Origin of the sequence: Xanthobacter pollutisoli (genome assembly GCF_040044995.1) — a bacterium.
In the GTDB taxonomy this organism is placed as follows: domain Bacteria; phylum Pseudomonadota; class Alphaproteobacteria; order Rhizobiales; family Xanthobacteraceae; genus Xanthobacter.
Window position 1 is genome coordinate 111585 of record NZ_JBDZDP010000002.1, and the last position, 18370, is coordinate 129954.

Sequence of the window (18370 nt, forward strand, 5' to 3'; positions counted from 1 at the left end):
ATAGGGGAAGCCGTCACGCTCCTGCCGCGAGCGTGGGTGAAACAGGAGCAGCAGAGGAGACCGGGGAATGCGACTGTTCATGCGCCGGCGCGGCGAGGCGGATGCGACACGCGACGCCGCCCGCGTCCTTGCCGATTTGGTGCGCGACACGCTGGCGCTGGACGAGGCGGCGACCGTCTCGGTCTCGGAAATCTCCTGCGGCGATCCCGCCTGCGGCGGCGCGGAGACGGTGGTTCTCGTCATGCGCCCCGGCCGGCGCACCGAGGCCGCCAAGGTGCTGATGCCCATGGCCCAGGTGACGCCCCAGGCGCTGATCGCCGCCCTCGGTCCGCTGATGGCGGGCGAGGCGCCGGTCTCGGCCGGGCTTTCCCATGGCGGCGGAAGGGTCTAAACGGTGCGGGCCTCCTCCACGCCGCGACCAAGCCATGACGTCTGAAGCCCACACCAAATCCCGTGCCGGTTCTCCCGGCGTGATCGCCGTGCCCGCCCGGCCGCTCAATCCCATCTATGCCGAGCTGCCCACCACCATCTTCGAGGTGATGTCCCAGCTCGCGCGGACCCATGAGGCGGTCAATCTCGGCCAGGGCTTCCCGGATGATCCGGGCCCGGAGGATGTCCGCCGCCGGGCCGCCGAGGCGGTGGTGGACGGCTGGAACCAGTATCCGCCCATGATGGGCCTGCCGGAACTGCGCCGCGCCGCAGCCGCGCATTTCCGCCGCTGGCAGGGGCTGGAGCTCGATCCCGACAGCGAGGTGATGGTGACCTCAGGCGCGACCGAGGCGCTGGCCGGCGCGCTCATGGCCCTCATCGAGCCGGGCGACGAGGTGGTGCTGTTCCAGCCGCTCTATGACGCCTACCTGCCCCTGGTGAAGCGGGCCGGCGGCATTCCCAGGCTGGTGCGCCTTGAGCCGCCGGCGTGGAGCATCACCCGCGAGAAGCTGGACGCGGTGTTCTCCGAGCGCACCAAGCTGGTGCTCTTCAACAATCCGCAGAACCCCACCGGCGTCGTCTATGAGCGTGCCGAGCTGGCGCTGCTGGCGGAGTATTGCGTGCGCTTCAACAGCTACGCGGTGTGCGACGAGGTGTGGGAGCACGTGATCTTCGACGACGTCGAGTTCTGCTCCATGATGGCGCTGCCCGGCATGCGCGAGCGCACCGTGAAGATCTCGTCCGCGGGCAAGATCTTCGGCATGACCGGCTGGAAGGTGGGGCTGGTCTTCGCGGCGCCGGCGGTCATGAAGGTCCTGTCCAAGGCCCACCAGTTCCTCACCTTCACCACGCCGCCGAACCTCCAGGCCGCGGTGGCCTACGGCCTCGGCAAGCCCGACAGCTATTTCATCGAGATGCGTGCGGCGCTCCAGCGCTCACGCGACCGGCTGGCGCAGGGGCTCGCCGGGCTCGGCTTCTCGGTGCTGCCCTCGCGCGGCACCTATTTCCTGTCCATCGAACTCGCGGCGCACGCCGACGCGTTGGACGACGAGGCCTTCTGCCTCGACCTGGTGCGCAGCCACAAGGTGGCGACCATTCCGGTGTCGGCCTTCTATGCGCAGGATGCGGTGAAGAGCGTGGTGCGCTTCTGCTTCGCGAAGCACGACGCCACCATCGACCGGGCGCTGGAGCAGCTCGCGGCGCTGCGCCGGGCGCTCTGAGGACGGCGCAGCTCAAGATGACGCGGGCTGCGGCCCGTCGATCACGAAGCTGTCATTGCTCTGCTTGACCGCATTGGGCTACCTGACCAAACCTTAATTGGACCCTGCAATCGTTTTATTGTTGCATTGCCGCGCAGGGTCCGGGACCGCGCCCCAATCGAGGATTGCATGGACGCCCAAAAGCGATCGCGTAGTGCGGGACGACGGATCGTCCTCGCCATCTTCTGTCTCGCGCTCCTGGGCGCCGGCGCGTGGGTCTGGGACAAGAAGCCGTGGATGAGCGCCGCCGCACAGCGGCCTACGCCCAGTCCGCAGCAAAGGATCATTTCGGTGCTCGCCGGCAAGGCCGAGCGTACCTCCCTGCCGGTGCGGGTCGAGGCGCTGGGCACGGTGGAATCCATGGTTACCGTGCCGATCCGCTCGCGCGTTGCGGCCGCGGTGGAGAAGGTCGGCTTCTCCGACGGCGCGACGGTGAAGGAGGGAGATCTCCTCTATTCGCTTGATGCCCGCGTCATCGACGCCCAGATCCAGCAGGCCGAGGCGACGCTCGCCCGCGACAAGGTCCAGCTCGACAAGAGCCTGCGGGACGTGGAGCGCTATTCCGGCCTTGCCTCCCGCAATGCGGTGTCGCAGGTGCAGGTGGACGACGCCCGCACCACCGCAGACGTGCAGAAGGCGACGGTGGCGCAGGACCAGGCCAATCTCGACTCCCTCAAGGTCCAGCGCGGCTATTACGAGATCCGCTCCCCCGTCTCAGGCCGGGTCGGCGTCTCCGCCGTCCGCCCGGGCACCGTGATCCGGGTGGACGACACCCTTGCCACCGTGCGCCAGATCAATCCCATCTACGTCGCCTTCGGCCTGCCCGAGCGGTACATCTCCGGGCTTCGCGCCGCGAAGGATGCCACCGTCTCCATCACCCTGCAGGGCTCGGGCGAGGTCATCTCCGGCGGCTCCGTGGCGGTGATCGACAATACGGTGGACCCGCAGACCGGCACGCTGACCGCCCGCGCCATCTTCCCCAACACCGACGACCGGCTGTGGCCGGGCACTCTCGGGGCCGTCACGGTGACGCTCAGGGTGGAGAACAACGTGGTCGCGGTGCCGAGCGAGTCGGTGCAGAACGGCCAGGACGGCAATTTCGTCTTCGTGGTGGACGACGGCATCGCCAAGGTTCGCCCTGTCACCGTCGCGCGGACGGTGGACGGGCGCAGCGTCATCTCCAAGGGTCTGGATGGCAGCGAGACGGTGGTCACCGACGGCCAGCTTTCGCTGCGCGACGGCATCCGGGTGAACGTGCGAACCCGGCCCGCGCCGGTGGCGGGGAGCTGAGCCCATGTTCTCGGAGCTGTGCATCCGCCGTCCGGTCATGACCACGCTGCTGATGCTGTCGCTGGTGGTGGCGGGCCTGTTCGCCTATCGCCAGCTGCCGGTGGCGGCGCTGCCCCGCGTCGATTTTCCCACCATCAACATCAGCGCGTCGCTGCCCGGCGCCAGCCCCGAGACCATGGCGACGTCGGTGGCGACGCCCATCGAGCGCCAGCTCGCCACCATCGCCGGCATCTCCTCGCTCACCTCCTCGTCCACCCAGGGCTCCACCTCCATCACGGTGCAGTTCGACCTCAACCGCAACATCGACGCGGCGGCTCTGGACGTGCAGTCGGCCCTCTCGGTGGCGCAGCGCCAGCTGCCCGACGAGATGACCACGCCGCCGAGCTATCGGAAGGTCAATCCCGCCGACGCGCCGGTGATCCTGCTCGCCATCTCCTCCGACACTTTGCCCCTGTCGGCGGTCAACGAATATGCCGACACGCTCATCGGCCAGCAGATCTCCCAGCTGCCCGGCGTGGCGCAGGTGCAGATCTACGGCTCGCAGAAATATGCGGTGCGCATCCGCGTCGATCCCGCCGCCGCCGGCGCCCGCAACATCTCGTCGGACGACATCCAGCGCGCGGTGGAGGCGGCGGCCTCCAATACCCCGCTCGGCATCGTCTCCGGCCCCAAGCAGGCCCAGACCATCGACATGGGCACCCCCAAGGCCGACGCCGGCCAGTTCCGCCGCATCGTGGTGAAGGCGCGGGACGGATCGGTGGTGCGCCTTGAAGAGATCGCCACCGTCTCGGACGGCGTGGAGAACGAGCGGGTGGCGAGCTGGTTCAACGACCGCCGCGCCGTGGTGCTCGCCGTGGTCCGCCAGCCGGACGCCAACACCGTGCAGGTGGTGGACGAGGTGCGCGGACGCCTGCCGGAATTCCGCGCCCAGCTGCCCGGCGCCGTGAACATCGAGGTGCTCAACGACCGCTCCGTCTCCGTGCGCGACGCCGTGGCGGACGTGCAGAAGACCCTGTTCGAGGCGGTCGTCCTCGTGGTGATGGTGATCTTCCTGTTCCTGCGCAACGTGCGCGCCACCCTCATCCCGTCGCTGGCGCTGCCGCTCTCCATCATCGCCACCTTCGCCGCCATGTGGGTGCTGGGCTATTCCATCAACAACATGACGCTGCTGGCGCTCACCCTGTGCGTCGGCTTCGTGGTGGACGATGCCATCGTCGTGCTGGAGAACATCTACCGCCACGTGGAGAACGGCGAGAAGCCGTTCCGCGCCGCGCTGCGCGGCTCGCGCGAGATCGGCTTCACCATCATCTCCATGACGCTGTCGCTGGTGGCGGTGTTCATCCCCGTGCTGTTCATGGGCGGCGTGGTGGGCCGGGTGTTCCGCGAGTTCGCCGTGACCATCTCGGTCGCCATCCTCGTGTCCGGCTTCGTCTCGCTCACCCTCACGCCCATGCTGTGCGCGCGGATAATGAAGCCGGTGGACCATTCCAAGAAGCCCGGCTGGTTCTTCCGCGTCACCGAGAGCATGTTCGATGTATGGCTCGCGGCCTACCGCGTGAGCCTCGACTTCGTGCTGCGCCACCGGCCCTTCATGCTGGTGGTGACGCTCGCGACCGTCGGCCTGTCGGTCTATCTCTACGTCATCATCCCCAAGGGCTTCTTCCCGCAGGAGGATAACGGCTTCATCACCGGCACGGTGGAGGCCGCGACGGACAGCTCGTTCGCCGCCATGGTGGAGCGGCAGAAGCAGGTGGCGGACGTGGTCCGCGCCGATCCGGACGTGGACTATCTCGTCTCCACCGCCGGCGCCACCGGCATCAGCCGCACCACCAACACCGGCCGCCTGTTCATCGCCCTCAAGCCGCGCGGCACCAAGGAGGGTGAGCGCACGCTCACCGCCAACGAGGTCATCCAGAATTTGCGGCGGCGGGTGTCCCAGGTGCCGGGCGTCAACGCCTTCTTCCAGCCGGTGCAGAACATCAACGTCGGCGGCGTCGCCTCCAAGAGCCAGTACCAGTACACGCTCCAGAGCTCGGATTCCGAGACGCTCTATGCCGTCGCAAAGGACATGGAGCAGCGCCTCGCCGCCCTGCCGGGGCTCAGGGACGTGACCTCGGACCTGCAGATCTCCAATCCGCAGCTCACCATCGAGCTCGACCGGGACAAGGCGGCAGCCCTCGGCATCAACGAGCAGCAGCTGCGCGACGCCCTCTATACCCAGTTCGGCACGCGTCAGGTCGGCACGCTCTATACCGACACCAACCAGTTCTCCATCATCGCCGAGGTGCAGCCCCGCTTCCAGCGCGACCCCAACGACCTCGGCCGGGTCTATCTGCGCACCGGATCGGGCAATGTGGTGCCGCTGGAGACCGTGGCCAACATCAAGCGCACCATCGGTCCGCTCTCGGTGCAGCACCAGCAGCAGCAGCCGGCCGTGACCATCTCCTTCAACCTCGCGCCCGGCGTCGCCCTCGGCCAGGCCGTGGAGGAGATCAACGCCACCGCCCGCGCCGCCCAGGTGCCGGTGAGCATCACCACCGGCTTCCAGGGCACCGCCCAGGTGTTCCAGGATTCGCTGTCCAACCAGCCGCTGCTGATCCTTGCGGCGGTGGTGGTGATCTACATCGTGCTCGGCATCCTCTATGAGAGCTTCATCCACCCCCTGACCATCCTCTCGGGCCTGCCGTCGGCCGGCATCGGGGCGCTGCTGACGCTGATGGCGGCGGGGATGGAGCTGTCGGTGATCGCCATCATCGGCATCATCATGCTGGTGGGCATCGTGAAGAAGAACGCCATCATGATGATCGACGTGGCGCTGGAACGACGGCGTGCCGGCGTGCCGGCGCAGGACGCCATCCGCGAGGCGGCGCTGCTGCGGTTCCGGCCCATCATGATGACGACGCTCGCCGCCATCTTCGGCGTGCTGCCCATCGCGCTCGGCGCCGGCGCCGGCTCCGAGCTGCGCCAGCCGCTCGGTGTCGCCGTGGTGGGCGGGCTTCTGGTGTCGCAGATGCTGACGCTCTTCATCACGCCGGTGATCTATCTCTATCTCGACCGGCTCGACGCCATCGTGCATCACGCGGTGTCCGGCCGTCACGAGGAGGCCCACGACAAGCCCCACGGGGCCCCGCCGCTGCCGGAGCGCGTCGCCGCCGAATGAGGCTGCCGGAGTGAGGCGGCGCGCTATTTCTCGGTCTCGGTCAGTCCGCGGACGAACAGGCGCTGCATTAGGGCGATCACCAGCACCGGCGGCAGCATGGCGAGGATGGCGGTCGCCATCACCAGATGCCACACCGGGTCGGCCTCGCCCGCCGCCGACACAAGCCGGCGCAGCCCCATCACCACCGTGTAGTAGGATGTGTCCGTGGTGACGAGCAAAGGCCACAGATACTGGTTCCAGCCGTAGAGGAACAAGATCACGAACAGCGCCGCGATGTTGGTGCGCGACAGGGGCAGCAGGATCGTCCAGAAGAAGGTGAGCGGCCCGGCCCCGTCCACCAGTGCCGCCTCGGTCAGCTCGTCCGGGATGGTCATGAACACCTGGCGGAACAGGAAGGTGGCCGTCGCGCTGGCGATCAGCGGCACGGTGAGGCCGGCATAGCTGTTCAGCAGGCCGAGATGGGCCACCACCTCGAAGGTGGGCAGGATGCGCACCTCCACCGGCAGCATCAAGGTGATGAAGATCAGCCAGAACGCCGCCGCGCGGAAGGGAAAGCGGAAGTAGCAGACCGCGAAGGCCGAGAGCAGCGAGATGGCGATCTTGCCGAGCGCGATGACGAGCGCCATCACCAGCGAGTTCCACAGCATGGGCCCGACCGGCGGGATGCCCGCCGTGCTGGAGCCGTCCAGCAAGGCGAGACGGTAGTTCTCCATGAACCGGGTGCCGGGGATGAGGCCGACGCCGCCGGAGAGGAAGTCTGCGCCGGGGTGCGTCGAGGCCACGAACGCCACATAGACCGGCAGGACCATGATGGCGACGCCGGCGAGAAGCACCAGATGGGCGAGGAGGAGCGCGAGGCGCGAGCGGCCGGCCATCTCAGTAGTTCACCCGCCGCTCGATGTGGCGGAACTGGAGGGCGGTGAGCGCCACCACGATGGCCAGCAGCACCACCGACTGGGCCGCCGAGCCGCCGAGATCCAATCCCTCGAAGCCGTCGCGGAACACCTTGTAGACCAGGATGGTGGTGGCCCGCCCCGGCCCGCCGCCGGTGGTGGCGTGGATGATGCCGAAGGTGTCGAAGAAGGCGTAGGTGAGGTTCACCACCAGCAGGAAGAAGGTGGTGGGAGCCAGCAGCGGCAGCACGATGTGGCGGAAGCGCTGGAGCGGCCCCGCCCCGTCGAGGGCCGCCGCCTCGATGGCTCCGGTGGGGATGGATCGCAGGCCGGCATAGAAGAACAGGAAATTGTAGCTCACCTGCTTCCACGCGGCGGCGACGATGACCAAGGCGAGGGCCTGTCCGCCGTCGAGGAAGTGGTTCCAGGGAATGCCGGCGGCCTTGAGCGCCCGGGCGACAATGCCCATGGAGGGATCGAACATGAAGAGCCACAGCACGCCCGCTACCGCCGGCGCCACCGCATAGGGCCACACCAGCAGCAGCTGGTAGAGGCCCGATGCCTTGCCCACGGCGTCCGCCGCCGCGGCGAACACGAGGCCGAGGCCCATGGCAAGGAAGGTGACGCAGGCGGCGAAGACGAAGGAGACCCCCACCGCCTCCAGATAGGCGGGATCGCGGAACAGCGCGGCGAAATTGGCGAGGCCGACGAAGGTCTCGCTCAGCCCGAAGGCATCCTGCGCATAGAGCGAGGACAGCAGCGCCCGCCCGGCCGGCCAGAGGAAGAAGACGAGCGTCACCCCCACCTGCGGCGCGAGCAGCAGGTAGGGTACGAGGCGGCCGGGGAAGGTGACGCGCTTCGCCTGCATGGCGTCAGGCGTGGGCCGGCGCGGGGCGCCTCACGGGTTGGCCTGCTCGAAGGCTTCGAGCAGCGCGTTGCCGCGCTTCTGCGCCGCCTCCAGCGCCGCCTCGGCGGTCTTCTGCCCCGCCAGGGTCGCCTCCAGCTCCTCCTCGATCATGTCGCGGATCTGCACGAAATTGCCGAAGCGGAGCCCCTTGGAATTGGGGGTGGGGGGATTGAGCGTCATCTGGCGGATGGAGACGTCGGTGCCGGGATTGCGCTCATAGAAGCCCTGCGCGCGGGTCAGGTCGTAGGAGGCCTGGGTGATGGGCAGGTATCCCGTGTTCTGGTGCCACCACGCCTGCACGTCGGGCTTGGACAGATAGGTGAAGAACTTCGCCACGCCCTTGTATTCCGCCTGCGGCCGGCCGGTGAGGACCCAGAGCGTCGCCCCGCCGATGATGGAGTTCTGCGGCGCGCCCTTCTCGTCGGGCCAATAGGGCATCATGCCGTAGCCCAGCTCGAACTTGGAATTGGCGAGGATGCCGGCCCGCGCCGCCGAGGAGCCGATGCTCATGGCGCATTCGCCGGTGAAGAACTTGGGATCCGCCTTCGACTGGCGGCCGCCGTAGTCGAAGACGCGCGTCTTCTGCCATTCGGCGAGCATCGCCCAGTGCTTGCGCGCCAGCGGATTGGCGATGGTAAGGCGCGCGGCGGTGCCGCCCAGCCCGTTCTCATGGGTGCCGATGGCCACGTTGTGCCAGGCCGAGAGGTTTTCCAGGTGGACCCAGGACGGCCACTGGCTGGTAAAGCCGCAGGCGACGCCCGCCGCCTGCAGCGCTTTCGCCGCGGTCGCCATCTGCGGCCACGTCTTCGGCGGCTGCTCGGGATCAAGGCCCGCCTGCTTGAACAGGGTCTTGTTGATATAGAGGATCGGCGTCGAGGAATTGAACGGGAACGACAGCATATTGCCGGCGGTATCGGTGTAATAGCCGGTCACCGCCGGCAGATACACCTTGGGATCGAAGGGCTCGCCGGCATCGGCCATGAGCTTGTAGGTGGGATAGACCGCGCCGCGGGCCGCCATCATGGTGGCGGTGCCCACCTCGAACACCTGCACGATCGCGGGATGCTGGCGCGCCCGGAAGGCGGCGATGGCCCCCGTCATGGTCTCGGGATAAGTGCCCTTGAACACCGGCACCACCTTGTAATCGCCCTGCGAGGCGTTGAAGTCGTTGGCGAGCTTCTCCAGCTTCTCGCCCAGCGGGCCCGACATGGCGTGCCACCACTGGATCTGGGTCTGCGCCGCCGCCGGTGCGGCGAGGAGCGCGGCGAGCGTGCAGGCGGCCGCGGTCCGCGCGAGAGCGCCGGCCGCGCGGGGTCGAAGGGAAAGGAACGAGCAGAGGGAGGCCATGGCGTGCTCCTTGAAGCGGAGCCGTGCCCCGCGTCCGTACCCGTGGTGATGCGAGGCTAGCACGACGAAGCCATGACAGGTGCACGACGCGTCGGTGAATGCGCGCGTGCCCGGAGCCGCCCGCGCGCGGGGGCCGCTGCGCCGCACGTCCGCCTGAGCCGGGCCAGCCTGCCAGGAGGCACAATTGCGGGCGGCCGGTTGTGCGGCTAAATCCTCGCCCGGCGGGTGGTGCGCCGCATAAGCGCAGATCAAGGGACGCGGGATGAGTCTGACCTACCGGTCCGACATCGACGGCCTGAGGGCGGTGGCGGTCGGCAGCGTGGTGCTGTTCCACGCCCGCATTCCCCCGTTCGACGGCGGCTTCATCGGCGTCGACGTGTTCTTCGTCATCTCCGGCTTCCTCATCACCTCCATCCTTTCTCGCGAGATGGCGGCCGGCACCTATTCGCTGGTGGATTTCTACGACCGCCGGATCCGGCGCATCTTCCCGGCGCTGTTCGTGGTGCTGGCGGCGACGACGCTGCTCGCCGCGCTGGTGCTGATGCCGCGGCAGATGGGCACCTATGTGGACACGCTGATCCCCTCGGCGCTGTTCTACGCCAACATCCATTTCGCCGAGCTCATCAATTATTTCGGCCCCAAGGCGGACGAGACGCCGCTCCTGCACCTGTGGTCGCTGGCGGTGGAGGAGCAGTTCTACATCTTATTCCCTCTGCTGCTCTTCGTGCTGATGAAGGCGGGCGGGCGGCACCTCGCGGCGGGGGCGCTGGCGCTCGTCGCCCTCGCCTCGCTCGCCTACGGCCAGAGCATCGTCGAGACCGACCAGCCGGCCTCTTTCTTCCTCCTCACCAGCCGCGCCTGGGAGCTGATGGTGGGCGCACTCCTCGCGCTGGTGGCGTGGCCGCGCGCGTCCCGGCTGGTCGCGGCGGGGATCGCCATCGCCGGCGCGGCCGGCATCCTCGTGCCGGTCTTCCTCTACGGGCAGAACACCCCCTTTCCCGGCCTTGCCGCGCTTCCTCCCGTTCTGGGCGCCGCGGCCGTGATCTACGGGGGCGGCTTCGCGCCGGGCAACATCGTCGCGCGCGTGCTGAGCCTGCCGGCCATGGTCTATGTGGGCCGCATCTCCTACGCGCTCTATCTGTGGCACTGGCCGCTGCTGGTTCTGGCCGCCCTGTGGAAGGGCCGGAACCTCACCCACTTCCAGTCCGCCGGGGTGATCGCGCTCGCCGTCCTGCTCTCGGCCCTCTCGCTGAGATATGTGGAGGCGCCCATGCGCCGGGGAGAGCGTTTCGGCGGCCGTCGGCTCTCCCGCATCGGGGCCGGTGCAGTCGCCATTCTCCTCACCTCCGGCGTCGCCCTCGCTCTGGCGCAGGCGGGGCGGGGCTTCTTCTCCATCTCGCCCCTCGGTGCCGCCGCCGAGGCGGCCATGGACGACAAGAGCCCCTTCCAGCGCGAGTGCAACAACCATGCCCGCTTCTGGCAGCCGGACCAGATGAAATCCATCGCCCGATGCGCCCTCGGCGCAGGTGCCGAGCGCGGCAGCTACGACGTGCTGGTGTGGGGCGATTCCCATGCCGGCGCGACCTTCATCGGCGCCGCCGAGCAGGCGGCGACACTCGGGGCCACCACCCGCCTGCTGACCATGGCGGGCTGTCCGCCGCTTATCGGCGGCACGGCGCGGCGCGACCAGATGTCGGGCCGCGTGTGCGCGGGCTTCAACGTGGCCGTGCTGGAGGAGATCGCCCGGGTGAAGCCCAAGGTGGTGGTTCTGGTGGCCCGCTGGTCCCTGTGGACCACCATGGCCGGTCCCGCCTTCACCCTCGTCACCGACGAACTGCCGGGCGGCAACGCGCCCAGCCGCCAGAACAGCCAGCGCGTATTCGCGCACATGGTGGAGCGCACCGTCGCCGAGCTGCGGCGCATGGGACCGCAGGTGGTGCTGCTGGGCCAGCCGCCGGAATATGCGCCGGCCCCGGCGCGCTGCATTGCCGCTCGCGAGTTCAACCGTCAGGGCGGCGCGGCGACCTGCATGGGCCAGAGCCGTGCCGAGGCGCTGAAGGCCATCGGTCCCGGCAATGCGGTGCTCTCCGCCGCGACCGAGCGCCATCCGGGCGTGTCCGCCGTCCTGATGTCCGATGTGTTCTGCCGCGACGATCGCTGCACGGCGGGGGAGGGGCTCAGCTTCTATTATGTGGACGGCGACCATCTCTCGGCCACCGGATCGCGCCACGCCTTCGAGGATGCGGCCCTGCGCCGGACCCTCGCGGCGGCGCTTTCCGCCGGCTTTTCCGGCAGCGCCGCGCTGAAGCCTTAGGGGGTCGCCCTGCGGCGGTTGGCTTGCCGCGCGCCTCAGCCCGGGTCGAGCAGGCCGGCGAGCTTGAGGGCGACGCCCTGCGAGCCCTCCACCTTCAGCCGGCCGGTGGAGAAGGCCATCATCGGCCCGATGCGTCCGGTGATGAGCTTGTCGAGCGTATCGGTGGAGAGCTTCAGCACCGCGTCCGCCTCGCCCGAGCCCTCGCCCACCTCCACGCCGCCGCCGGTGGCATCCAGCAGGATGGCCTCGCCCGTATCCGTGAGATCGAAGCGCACCTTGTAGCCGAGCTCGGAGAGGGCGCCCGCGCGCTCGCGCATGGCTTCGACGAGGGATGAGAGATCGGCCATCGGGGATTTACCTCTTGAGCAAGCCGCCGAGAGGGCGGGCGGGGAATGATAGCAGGCCGAAGCGGGGCGTGCGCGCCGGCGGGTGGCGGTGGTTCCGGCGGTGTGCTTCCTCCGTCGCCCTCCGGCTTGACCGGAGGGCCCATGGCACGGCCGGGCACCGGGCGGGTGGAGAGATGGATGCTCCGGTCAAGCCGGAGCATGACGGCGGTTTAACTATCCCCCGTCGCCCTCCGGCTTGACCGGAGGGCCCATGGCAGGCCCGGGCATGGCGCCGGGCGGAGAGAGGGATGCCCCGGTCGAGCCGGAGCATGACGGTGGTGTGGGCAGGCGGGGAAAACCTTCGCCCCTCCAGTGCCCCCTCAGAACATCGCCTCGTCCAGAGCCATCATGGCGCCCTTGCCGGCCTTGATGGAGCCCCACAGGGCCGCCACGTCCGGCAGGATCTTCTCCATGAAGAAGCGCGCGGTGACGATCTTGGCATCGTAGAAGGCGGCGTCGTCCGGGTTGGAGACGCGCTTCTCGTAGGCCACTTCCGCCATGCGCACCCACATGTAGCCCAGCGCCACGAGTCCGAACAGCCGCAGGTACTGCGTCGCGGCGGCGCCGGCCTCTTCCGGGTCCTTCAGGCCCTTCTCGGCGATATGGGCGGTGGCGAGCTGGAGCGCGCCGAAGGCCTTGGAGAGAGGGGTGATGAGGGGGCCGAGATTCTCGTCGTCCAGCTTCGCATCCATGTAGTTGAGCACGGGATGGAAGAAGGAGCGCAGGTAGCGGCCCATGTGCGCCGGCAGCTTGCGGCCCACGAGATCCAGCGCCTGCACGCCGTTGGTGCCCTCGTAGATCATGGCGATGCGGGCATCGCGCACATATTGCTCCATGCCGTGGTCGCGGATGTAGCCGTGCCCGCCATAGACCTGCATGCCCATGGAGGTGGCCTCAAAGCCCAGATCCGTGAACAGCGCTTTCACGATGGGCGTCATCAGCGCCGTGAAGTCCTCGGCGCGCTTGCGCTCTTCCGGGTCTTCCGCCCGCTCCATCAGATCGAGGGCGCGCGCCACCCAGCCGGCGAGCGCCCGGCAGCCCTCGTTATAGGCCCGCATGGTCATCAGGGTGCGGCGCACGTCGGGATGCACGATGATGGGGTCCGCCGGCTTGTCCGGATGCTTGGCACCGGAGAGGGCGCGGCCCTGCAGGCGCTCCTTGGCGTAGACGACGGCGGCCTGATAGGCGGCCTCGCCGAGGCCGAGGCCCTGCGTGCCCACGGAGAGGCGCTCCGAATTCATCATGGCGAACATGGCGCGCATGCCCTTGTGGGGCTCGCCCACGAGCCATCCGGTGGCCTCGTCGAACGACATCTGGCAGGTGGACGAGCCGTGGATGCCCATCTTGTGCTCGATACCGGTGCACAGCACGCCGTTGCGCGGGCCGACGGAGCCATCCTCCTTCGGCAGGAACTTCGGGACGAGGAACAGGGAGATGCCCTTGATTCCCTTGGGCGCGTCCGGCAGGCGGGCGAGCACCAGGTGGACGATGTTCTCCGTCATGTCCTGCTCGCCGGCGGAGATGAAGATCTTGTTGCCGGTGACCTTGTAGGACCCATCCGGCTGCGGCTCCGCCTTGGTGCGCACGAGACCGAGATCGGTGCCGCACTGCGGCTCGGTGAGGCACATGGAGCCGGACCACACGCCATCCACCATCTTGGGCAGGAAGCGGTCCTTCAGCTCCTGCGAGGCATAGGCCTTCAGCGCCTGATAGGCGCCGTGGGTGAGGCCGGGGCAGATGCCGAAGGCAAGGTTGCCCGAGCACAGCATCTCTTCCACCAGCTTGTTCACGCTCGCCGGCAGACCCTGTCCGCCATATTGCGGATCGCAGGCGATGCCGTTCCAGCCGCCCTCACGGAAGGCGGTGTAGGCCTCCTTGAAGCCCTTCGGCGTGCGCACCACGCCGTTCTCATAGGTGCAGCCCTCAAGGTCGCCGGACTGGTTGAGCGGCGCGAGCACCTCGGTGACGAACTTGCCCGCCTCCTCCAGCACCGCATCGATGAGGTCGGGCGAAAGCTCCTCCAGCCCCTTGAGTTTGCTCAGCTCCTCGCTGCCGTGCAGCTCGTGGAGGACGAAGCGCATGTCGCGCAGCGGGGGGGTATAGACCTGCATGGCGTTGGGCTCCCGTGTCGTGCTTCGCGTCGTCCTTCCTCAGGAAGGGAAGCGATTGATTTCCTTCGACGCCGTCACCCTCCGGCTTGACCGGAGGGTCTATCGCGTCGTTCGGCCGCCGCCGTTGTTTTGTCCCGGCCCGACCATGGGCCCTCCGGTCAAGCCGGAGGGCGACGGCGCTCTATCCCTCAATTCCTCAACGGCCGGCCGGTCTCGAGGATATGCTCGATGCGGTCCAGCGTGGCCTCGGTGCGGATGAGCTTCATGAAGCCTTCCCGCTCCAGCTCCAGCACCCGCGCCGCCGGTACCGGGGCGATGTGGTCGGCATCCCCGCCCGTGAGCACCTCGGCGAGGGCCGCGGAGACCACCTTGTCGTGCTTCGTCGCCATGCCCCTTTTGGCGAAGCCTTCCACCGCCATGTCCATGGCCACCTTGCCCGACGGGCCGGGCAGGAAGAACTCCACGGGCTTGGGCGGCGTGTACCCATCCACCATGGACAGGGCCTTGGCCTTCGCGTCGGCCAGGAGCCGGTCGCGGTTCATGGTGATGCCGTCGCTCTCGCGCAGGAACTTCAGCTCCTTCGCCTCGGCGGCGGACTTGGCGACGGTGGCGGTGGAGACCGTCTCGAACACCTTCGAGGGGGCCGGCATGGGTCCCTTGGGGAATTTCGGGTCGCTCGCCCAGCGCTCCAGCATGGCGGTGCAGCCGCCCCAGGCCGGCAGAACGCCGACTCCGCATTCGACGAGCCCGATATAGCTCTCGGCATGGGCCTGAACCGCACCGACATGCAGCAGAATCTCGCACCCGCCGCCCAGCGCCATGCCGGACGGCGCGGCCACCACCGGGAAGGGGGCGTACTTCACGTCCTGATAGGTCTTCTGGCCGGTGGCGACGAGTTTCTCGACCTCGCCGAAGGCGCCGATGTTGCAGGCAAACAGAGCGAGGCCGAGATTGGCGCCGACGGAGAAGTTCGAGCCCTCGTTGTAGATGACGAGCGCCTTGTACTTGTCCTTCACCAGCTTCAGCGCCTTGGCGAGCAGCGTGATGATGCCCTCGTCCAGCGAATTGCTCTTGGAGGTGAATTCGAGGCACACGACCCCATCGCCGATATCCCACAGCGCGGCCGAGCTGTTCTTCATCAGCGGTTCGGAGCGCAGCTTGATGTCGGCGAGCAGCAGCACGCCCTCGGGGCGGACGATGTCGCGGTAGGTGCCATCCAGCGCAAGGTATTGACGCCGGCCGTTTTCCACCCGGTAGAACGGGGTGTCGGCGGCAAGCGCCAGCAGCGGCGGCACCTCTTCCCCATCGGCCTTCAGCAGCGCGATGAGGCGGGCCGCGCCGATGGTGTCGATGAGCTCGAACGGGCCGAATTTCCAGTTATATCCCAAGCGCATGGCATCATCGATGGCGACGATGTCGTCCGCCGCCTCGGGCACCAGTCGGGCCGCGTAGGCGAGCGTGCGCACCATCACCGCGCGGGCATAGCGCCCGCCTTCGCCCGGGGAGGAGAGGAGGGCGAAGAGGTCCCTGCCGCCGCCGTCTTCCAGCTCGGCGACGTTTGCTTTGCCCTGCGGGCGATAATCGCCCGTGGACAAGTCTATGGCTTCCTTGAGCTTCTGGCCGCCGTCGCGGTTCAGCCGGTAGAAGCCGCCCTTGCCCTTGCGGCCGGTGTAGCCGGTCGAGATCATCTTCTCGATCAGCGGCTCGTCGCGAAGCGTTGCGTGGAAAGGGTCCGTGGCCGGAAGCGCCCGCTTCAGCGAGCCCTGCACATGGGGCATCAGATCGAGGCCCACCAGGTCGATGAGGCCGAACACGCCGGTCTTGGGAAAGCCGAAGGGGCGGCCCATCACGGCGTCGGCATCCTCCACCTTCATGCCCAGCCCAAAGGCCTCGCCCACCGCCAGCTGCAGCCAGTAGGTGCCGAGCCGGTTGGCGATGAAGCCGGGCGTGTCCTTGCACATCACCACCGTCTTGCCGAGCTTCACGTCGGCGAAGCGGGCGACGGCCGCCACCGTGTCAGGATTCGTCTCCGCCCCGCAGACGATCTCCAGCAGCCGCATGTAGCGGGGCGGATTGAAGAAATGGGTGATGAGGAAATCGCGCCGGAAGCTCTCCGGCAGTCCGGCCGTGAGGTCGGCGAGCGGAATGGTCGAGGTGTTGGACGACACCGCCGAGCCCGGCCGGCGCGCCGCCTCGATCTTCGCGTACAGCGCCTGCTTCAGATCGAGCCGCTCGATGATGGCCTCGATGATGAGGTCACAGTCCGCGAGGCCGGAAAGATCGTCCTCGATGTTGCCGGACTTCACCAGCTTCGCCGCCGCCTTGGACATGAAGGGGGCGGGATCGGCCTTCAGCAGCTTCTCCACGGCCGTCTCGGCGATGACGTTGCGGTTGGCCGCGCCCTCCGGAACGATATCGAGGAGCAGCACCTCCACGCCCGCATTGGCCACATGGGCGGCGATGCCCGCGCCCATGACGCCAGCGCCGATGACGGCGACCTTCTTGATCTCGAACGCCATGAGAGCCTCCCTCAGACGCGCTCGAGGACGGTGGCGATGCCCTGACCGCCGCCGATGCACTGGGTGGCGAGGGCATATTTGCCGCCCTCGCGCTTGAGCAGGGAGGCGGCCTTGCCGACGATACGCGCCCCGGTGGCGCCGAGGGGATGGCCGAGCGCGATGGCGCCGCCGTCGAGATTCAGCTTTTCGTCCTTGATGCCCAGCTCGCGCTGGCAGGCGAGGGCCTGGGAGGCAAACGCCTCGTTCAGCTCCACCACGTCGATCTCGGAGATGTCGATGCCGGCGCGGGCAAGGGCCTTCTTGGTCGCGGCGACGGGGCCGATGCCCATGATCTCCGGCGCACAGCCGGCTACCGCCACGCTCGTCAGCCGGGCGAGGGGGGTGAGACCGTGCTTCTCGGCATAGGCCTCGGAACAGACCAGCACCGCGGACGCGCCATCGGTGAGGGGGGAGGAGGTGCCGGCCGTCACCGTGCCGTTCTCGTCGAAGGAGGGCTTGAGGCCGGCGAGACCTTCCATCGTCGACTCGGGGCGGATGCAGCCGTCCTCGGTCACGGTGGCGTTGACCTTCCCGTTGGCTTTGATGGGGACGATCTCGTCCTTGAAGCGCCCGTCAGCCTGGGCGGCGGCAGCCTTCTGCTGGCTCTTCAGCGCAAAGGCATCCTGGTCCGCGCGGGTGATCTGCCACTTGTGCGCCACGTTCTCGGCCGTGTCGCCCATGCCCATGTAGGCGGCCGGCATGGACTTGTAGAGCGCCGGGTTGGGCATGGGGTTGAAGCCGGTCATGGGCACGCGGCTCATGCTCTCGATTCCGGCGCAGATGAAGGCGTCGCCGGCACCGAGCTGGATCTGCCCCGCCGCCATATGGACCGACTGCATGGACGAGCCGCAGAAGCGGTTCACCGTGGTGCCGGCCACCGATTGCGGGAGTCCCGCGATCATGCCGATGAGGCGGGCAATGTTGAAGCCCTGCTCGGCCTCGGGAAAGGCACAGCCGACGATGAGATCCTCGATGTCCTCGGCCTTCACGCCGGTGCGGGCCACGAGCTCGGCCACCACCTGGGCGGCCAGATCATCGGGACGCACGCGGGCCAAGTCGCCCTTTTTGGCAAGGGTGAAGGGCGAGCGGGCGTAGCCCGCGATCACGACGTTCTGCGTGGGGGCGCGCGTAGAGGCGCTCATGGGGCTCTCCTGCCTGTCTGTCTGTTTGTTTTCCCCGCCGCTTGGGGGCGGGGCTGGTGGTCATCCCGCCCGAGGGCGGCTGTCGCGAGGCGGCTAGCCGGCCGCCTTCTTGTCCGCGGCCTCCTGAGCGAGGGCAGAGTTGGCCTGCTCCTCGATCTCCTTCAGCTCTACGATGGTCTCTTCCAGCGCGAGCCGCTGGTCCTCCAGCATCTCCAGGCGGTTCTGCACCTTCTTGAGCAGCAGGCGGATCTGCTCGGCCTGGCTCGGGTCCATGTCGTAGAGGTCGAGATAGTCCTTGATCTCGCGCAGCGAGAACCCGAGCCGCTTGCCGCGCAGGATCAGCACCATCCGCGCCCGATCGCGCTTGGTGTAGACGCGCATGGTTCCGGCGCGGCGGGGGGCGATGAGCCCCTTGTCCTCGTAGAAGCGGATGGTGCGGGGCGTGACGGAGAGGTCGCGCGCAAGCTCGGTGACCGTGAAGAAGGTGTCGGTCAGCGCGCCGGCGCCGCTGCGTTTGCCAGTCGATGCCACAGGTTCACCTATACGTCATCTGTCAGACCTGAAGATACATGCT

The 18370-nt window shown here is 68.1% G+C and carries 13 protein-coding genes; 5 read left to right on the forward strand and 8 right to left on the reverse strand.

What is annotated here, in order from left to right; all coding sequences use genetic code 11:
* Nucleotides 1-67: 67 nt before the first annotated feature.
* The 4 genes from ABLE93_RS05885 to ABLE93_RS05900 all read left to right on the forward strand — a co-directional run bounded on the left by ABLE93_RS05885 (nt 68) and on the right by ABLE93_RS05900 (nt 6138).
* The gene (locus ABLE93_RS05885; protein WP_348838619.1) at nt 68-391 is read left to right on the forward strand and encodes a hypothetical protein; all 324 of its coding nucleotides are present in this window, start codon (nt 68-70) and stop codon (nt 389-391) included.
* A 34-nt stretch (nt 392-425) separates the two neighbouring features.
* On the forward strand, nt 426-1649 hold the full coding sequence (locus ABLE93_RS05890; RefSeq protein ID WP_348838620.1) for an aminotransferase: 1224 nt from the start codon (nt 426-428) through the stop codon (nt 1647-1649).
* 168 nt (nt 1650-1817) lie between these two features.
* Nucleotides 1818-2978 carry an efflux RND transporter periplasmic adaptor subunit gene (locus ABLE93_RS05895; RefSeq protein WP_348838621.1) on the forward strand — a complete coding sequence of 387 codons (1161 nt, stop codon included), beginning with the start codon at nt 1818-1820 and terminating at the stop codon, nt 2976-2978.
* 4 nt (nt 2979-2982) lie between these two features.
* Entirely contained in the window at nt 2983-6138 is a 3156-nt protein-coding gene (locus ABLE93_RS05900) for an efflux RND transporter permease subunit (RefSeq protein WP_348838622.1), read from the forward strand.
* A gap of 23 nt (nt 6139-6161) precedes the next feature.
* Here ABLE93_RS05900 and ugpE read toward each other — a convergent pair whose 3' ends face one another.
* From ugpE to ugpB, 3 genes are read right to left on the reverse strand one after another with little or no spacing between them, the layout of a single operon-like run.
* Entirely contained in the window at nt 6162-7013 is an 852-nt protein-coding gene (ugpE, locus tag ABLE93_RS05905) for a sn-glycerol-3-phosphate ABC transporter permease UgpE (protein ID WP_348838624.1), read from the reverse strand.
* A gap of 1 nt (nt 7014) precedes the next feature.
* On the reverse strand, nt 7015-7899 hold the full coding sequence (ugpA, locus tag ABLE93_RS05910) for a sn-glycerol-3-phosphate ABC transporter permease UgpA (RefSeq protein ID WP_348838625.1): 885 nt from the start codon (nt 7897-7899) through the stop codon (nt 7015-7017).
* A gap of 30 nt (nt 7900-7929) precedes the next feature.
* Nucleotides 7930-9285: a sn-glycerol-3-phosphate ABC transporter substrate-binding protein UgpB gene (gene ugpB, locus ABLE93_RS05915; protein ID WP_348838627.1), complete on the reverse strand. Its 1356-nt coding sequence runs from the start codon at nt 9283-9285 to the stop codon at nt 7930-7932.
* 262 nt (nt 9286-9547) lie between these two features.
* Here ugpB and ABLE93_RS05920 point away from each other — a divergent pair, with 262 nt between their 5' ends.
* Entirely contained in the window at nt 9548-11599 is a 2052-nt protein-coding gene (locus tag ABLE93_RS05920) for an acyltransferase family protein (protein ID WP_348838629.1), read from the forward strand.
* A 35-nt stretch (nt 11600-11634) separates the two neighbouring features.
* Here the strand turns inward: ABLE93_RS05920 and ABLE93_RS05925 are convergent, their stop codons facing one another.
* The 5 genes from ABLE93_RS05925 to ABLE93_RS05945 form a co-directional block, all read right to left on the reverse strand.
* Nucleotides 11635-11946 carry an SCP2 sterol-binding domain-containing protein gene (locus tag ABLE93_RS05925; RefSeq protein WP_348838630.1) on the reverse strand — a complete coding sequence of 104 codons (312 nt, stop codon included), beginning with the start codon at nt 11944-11946 and terminating at the stop codon, nt 11635-11637.
* 359 nt (nt 11947-12305) lie between these two features.
* Complete coding sequence (locus ABLE93_RS05930) at nt 12306-14096, reverse strand: acyl-CoA dehydrogenase C-terminal domain-containing protein (protein ID WP_348838631.1); 1791 nt, start codon at nt 14094-14096, stop codon at nt 12306-12308.
* Nucleotides 14097-14284: 188 nt separating this feature from the next.
* On the reverse strand, nt 14285-16615 hold the full coding sequence (locus ABLE93_RS05935) for a 3-hydroxyacyl-CoA dehydrogenase/enoyl-CoA hydratase family protein (RefSeq protein ID WP_348838632.1): 2331 nt from the start codon (nt 16613-16615) through the stop codon (nt 14285-14287).
* 11 nt (nt 16616-16626) lie between these two features.
* A complete protein-coding gene (locus ABLE93_RS05940) occupies nt 16627-17796 on the reverse strand; it encodes a thiolase family protein (protein WP_348838633.1) in 1170 nt (389 codons plus the stop codon).
* Between the two features lie 93 nt (nt 17797-17889).
* Nucleotides 17890-18327: a MerR family transcriptional regulator gene (locus tag ABLE93_RS05945; protein ID WP_348838635.1), complete on the reverse strand. Its 438-nt coding sequence runs from the start codon at nt 18325-18327 to the stop codon at nt 17890-17892.
* Between the last annotated feature and the right edge of the window lie 43 nt (nt 18328-18370).

Excerpts from the sequence above, each read along its gene's own strand:
- ABLE93_RS05885 (WP_348838619.1), top strand. The coding sequence starts at position 68 with ATGCGACTGTTCATGCGCCGGCGCGGCGAGGCGGATGCGACACGCGAC.
- ABLE93_RS05890 (WP_348838620.1), top strand. The coding sequence starts at position 426 with ATGACGTCTGAAGCCCACACCAAATCCCGTGCCGGTTCTCCCGGCGTG.
- ABLE93_RS05895 (WP_348838621.1), top strand. The coding sequence starts at position 1,818 with ATGGACGCCCAAAAGCGATCGCGTAGTGCGGGACGACGGATCGTCCTC.
- ABLE93_RS05900 (WP_348838622.1), top strand. The coding sequence starts at position 2,983 with ATGTTCTCGGAGCTGTGCATCCGCCGTCCGGTCATGACCACGCTGCTG.
- ugpE (WP_348838624.1), bottom strand. The coding sequence starts at position 7,013 with ATGGCCGGCCGCTCGCGCCTCGCGCTCCTCCTCGCCCATCTGGTGCTT.
- ugpA (WP_348838625.1), bottom strand. The coding sequence starts at position 7,899 with ATGCAGGCGAAGCGCGTCACCTTCCCCGGCCGCCTCGTACCCTACCTG.
- ugpB (WP_348838627.1), bottom strand. The coding sequence starts at position 9,285 with ATGGCCTCCCTCTGCTCGTTCCTTTCCCTTCGACCCCGCGCGGCCGGC.
- ABLE93_RS05920 (WP_348838629.1), top strand. The coding sequence starts at position 9,548 with ATGAGTCTGACCTACCGGTCCGACATCGACGGCCTGAGGGCGGTGGCG.
- ABLE93_RS05925 (WP_348838630.1), bottom strand. The coding sequence starts at position 11,946 with ATGGCCGATCTCTCATCCCTCGTCGAAGCCATGCGCGAGCGCGCGGGC.
- ABLE93_RS05930 (WP_348838631.1), bottom strand. The coding sequence starts at position 14,096 with ATGCAGGTCTATACCCCCCCGCTGCGCGACATGCGCTTCGTCCTCCAC.
- ABLE93_RS05935 (WP_348838632.1), bottom strand. The coding sequence starts at position 16,615 with ATGGCGTTCGAGATCAAGAAGGTCGCCGTCATCGGCGCTGGCGTCATG.
- ABLE93_RS05940 (WP_348838633.1), bottom strand. The coding sequence starts at position 17,796 with ATGAGCGCCTCTACGCGCGCCCCCACGCAGAACGTCGTGATCGCGGGC.